Origin of the sequence: Nocardia acidivorans NBRC 108247 (assembly GCF_001625085.1) — a bacterium.
Lineage (GTDB): Bacteria > Actinomycetota > Actinomycetes > Mycobacteriales > Mycobacteriaceae > Nocardia > Nocardia acidivorans.
Genome location: NZ_BDAW01000139.1, coordinates 1 through 2,996 on the forward strand (window position 1 = coordinate 1; position 2,996 = coordinate 2,996).

2 protein-coding genes and 1 pseudogene are annotated in these 2,996 nt (G+C 70.1%); 2 read left to right on the top strand and 1 reads right to left on the bottom strand.

The genetic code is table 11. The features are described from left to right. A pseudogene (locus NA10_RS34970) lies at positions 1-1,508 on the bottom strand (putative PEP-binding protein); the annotation flags it as partial. A gap of 38 nt (positions 1,509-1,546) precedes the next feature. Here NA10_RS34970 and NA10_RS34975 point away from each other — a divergent pair. Beyond that, the gene (locus NA10_RS34975; RefSeq protein WP_067574985.1) at positions 1,547-2,314 is read left to right on the top strand and encodes a DeoR/GlpR family DNA-binding transcription regulator; all 768 of its coding nucleotides are present in this window, start codon (positions 1,547-1,549) and stop codon (positions 2,312-2,314) included. Continuing rightward, positions 2,311-2,996 (top strand): 1-phosphofructokinase family hexose kinase (locus NA10_RS34980; protein WP_067574986.1); only part of this gene is annotated, 686 nt, incomplete at its 3' end. The genes NA10_RS34975 and NA10_RS34980, both read left to right, overlap by 4 nt.

The window sequence follows — 2,996 nt, forward strand, 5'->3', positions numbered from 1 at the left end:
CGCCACCAGTCGCAGCACGGCGGGCTGCCAGGGGTCGGTGAAGGCGGCCAGCTGCGGCGACATCCGGTCCGCGGCCATGGTGTACTGCGCCAGATCATTGGTGCCGATCGAGGCGAAGTCGACCTGTTCGAGAATCGCGTCGGCCAGGAGCGCGGCGGCCGGAACCTCGATCATGACCCCGGGTGTCAGCCCGTATGCGCGCACCCGGTCGGCGAACGACTTCGCCTCCGCCACCGTCGAAATCATCGGGGCCATGACCCACGGCGCGCGTTCACGGCCACTCGCCGCCTCGGCAATGGCCTCGAGCTGCCGATCCAATATTCCGGTGTCCTGCACGGTGATTCGGACGCCGCGCACGCCCAGCGCGGGATTGGCCTCCTGTGGATGCGTGACGAAGCGCAGTGGTTTGTCCGAGCCCGCGTCCAGCGTGCGGATGACCACCTTCGATTGCGGGTAGGCGTCCAGGACCTCGCGGTACAGCTTGGCCTGTTCGGCCACCGGCGGCTCGGATTCGCGCTCCAGGAAACATAATTCGGTGCGGAACAGGCCCACGCCCTCGGCCGGGCTCTGTGCTGCGGCCCGCGCTCCGGCGCCGTCCTGCACATTCGCCAGCACCTCGACGCGCTGCCCATCGGCGGTGCCGCCCGGACCGAACCAGTGCGCGGCCCGCTCGGTCGAAACGCGGTATCCGGCAAGGGCTGCGGTGACCATCTCGGGCTCCGGGCGCACCACGATCCGGCCCGCCGCGCCGTCGATGAGAATGTCCGCTCCGGCCGGTACGCCGTCGAGTCCGGCGACGGCGACCACGCAGGGAATTCCCAGCTGGCGGGCGATGATCGCGGTGTGGCCGGTCGGCCCGCCCAGCGACATCGCCAGGCCGACAATCAGATTCGGGTCGAGCCCGGCGGTGTCGGCGGGCGCGAGGTCATCGGCGAGCAGAATGGCGGGGGCGTCGGGAACGGGGATGCCGGGTTCTGGAGCGCCCAGCAGTTCGGCCAGCACCCGGTCGCCGACATCGCGCAGATCCGTCACGCGCTCGGCCATCACGCCGCCCAGGGTGGTGAACATGGTCGCGAACCGCTCGGTGGCGGCCCGTGCGGCTCCGGCGGCGGGTGTGCCGGTGGCGATGAGCTGTTCGGCCGTGCCGAGCCAGCCGCGGTCGACGGCCATGGCGGCGTTGGCGGCCAGCACCTCCGCCGCCGCGCCGGTCGCGTTCGCGGCGCGCGCGGATAGGCGATCGGCGACGGATTTCGCGGCCCGCCGCAGGATTTCGGCCTGGGCCGCCCGTTCGGGCTCCGGAATCGTCTCGGACGCGAGGTCCCAATGCGTATGCGGCACCGGCCGAATGGCGGGCGCGGCGACCACCCCGGGCACTGCCGGCGTACCGTGCAACACCGTCGAACCGGCTTGTTCCTGTGGTGATCGCGTCATGATCTCTCTCCTGCACACCAACTACGGGTGTGACCCAGGTTACTCGAAGTACTTGACAAAGCAACACATTCGGGCATAAAACAACATAAGACAACACAGCGATGCGGAGGTTCGGATGTACGCCGAGGAGCGCCAGGAAGCCATCGCCGTCCTGGTCGGGCGGCGCGGCCGGGTATCGGTCATCGAACTCTCGGAGCAGTTCGATGTGACCACCGAGACCGTGCGCCGCGATCTGGCCGCCCTCGATCGCATGGGCCTGGTGCGCCGGGTGCACGGCGGGGCCATGCCCGCCGCGGCGCTCACCGCCCTCGAACTCGGCACCAATGAGCGTGAGCACAGCCGGGCCGCCGAGAAGGACCGAATCGCCAAGGCCGCCTTGGCTTTCCTGCCGCCCACCGGCGGCAGCGCGCTGTTCGACGCGGGTACCACGACGGTGCGCATCGCGGCACAGTTGCCCGCCGATCGCGAACTCGTCGCGGTCACCAACTCGGTGCCCATCGCCGTACGGCTGAGCGGATATTCGGGCGTGCGGTTGCATCTGCTCGGCGGGCGGGTGCGCGGGGTCACCCAGGCCGCGGTCGGGGCGGAGGCGTTGCGCGCGCTCGGAGATCTACGGGTGGATGTGGCGTTCATCGGCACCAACGCGCTCACCGTCGGGCACGGGCTCTCCACCCCCGATTCCGATGAGGCGGCTGTGAAACGGGCCATGGTGGCCAGTGCGCACCGGGTGGTCGTGGTCGCCGATTCGACCAAGATCGGGCGCGAGGATCTGATGCGCTTCGCCGCCATCGACGATATCGATGTGCTGGTCACCGATGGCGAATTGCTCCCCGCGGTGCGAGATCAACTGTCCGAGCGCGGTATCGAGGTGGTGACCGCGTGATCGTCACCCTCACCGCGAATCCCAGTATCGACCACACCGTAGCGCTGTCCGGACCCCTGTGCCGCGGCGATCTGCAGCGGGCGCGGTCGGCCACCTCGTACCCGGGTGGCAAGGGCGTCAACGTCTCTCGCGTGATCGCGGCGGCGGGCGTGGCCACCATCGCCGTACTGCCCGGCACCGACGGCGATCCGCTGCTGCGGGCGCTGACCGCCACCGGACTCGACTTCCGTGCGGTGCCGTGCGGCGGACCCGCCCGCACCAACCTGACCCTCACCGAAATCGACGGCACCACAACGAAAATCAACGAACCCGGCGCCCCGCTGACAGAGCCCGAGCGAAATGCCCTGGCGGACATGCTCATCGGACTCGCGCGCGATGCCTCATGGGTGGTGCTGTCGGGCTCGCTGCCCCCGCTGGTCCCGGCCGACTGGTACGTCGAGCTGCTGCACCGCCTGCGCGGCACCCGCGTCGCCGTGGACACCTCCGATGCGCCGCTGTTGGCCCTCGCCGAGCACTTCGACTCCACCGCACCGCAATTGCTCAAACCCAATGCCGAGGAGCTGGCCCAGCTCACCGGTATCGACCCCGTCGAATTACACGATCCGACCGCCGCCGCCCACGCGGCCGGTGCGGTGGTGGCGCGCGGCGTGGACGCGGTACTGGCCAGCCTGGGCGCGGCCGG

Coding starts and splice junctions, on each gene's coding strand:
- NA10_RS34975 (WP_067574985.1), top strand. CDS start 1,547: ATGTACGCCGAGGAGCGCCAGGAAGCCATCGCCGTCCTGGTCGGGCGG.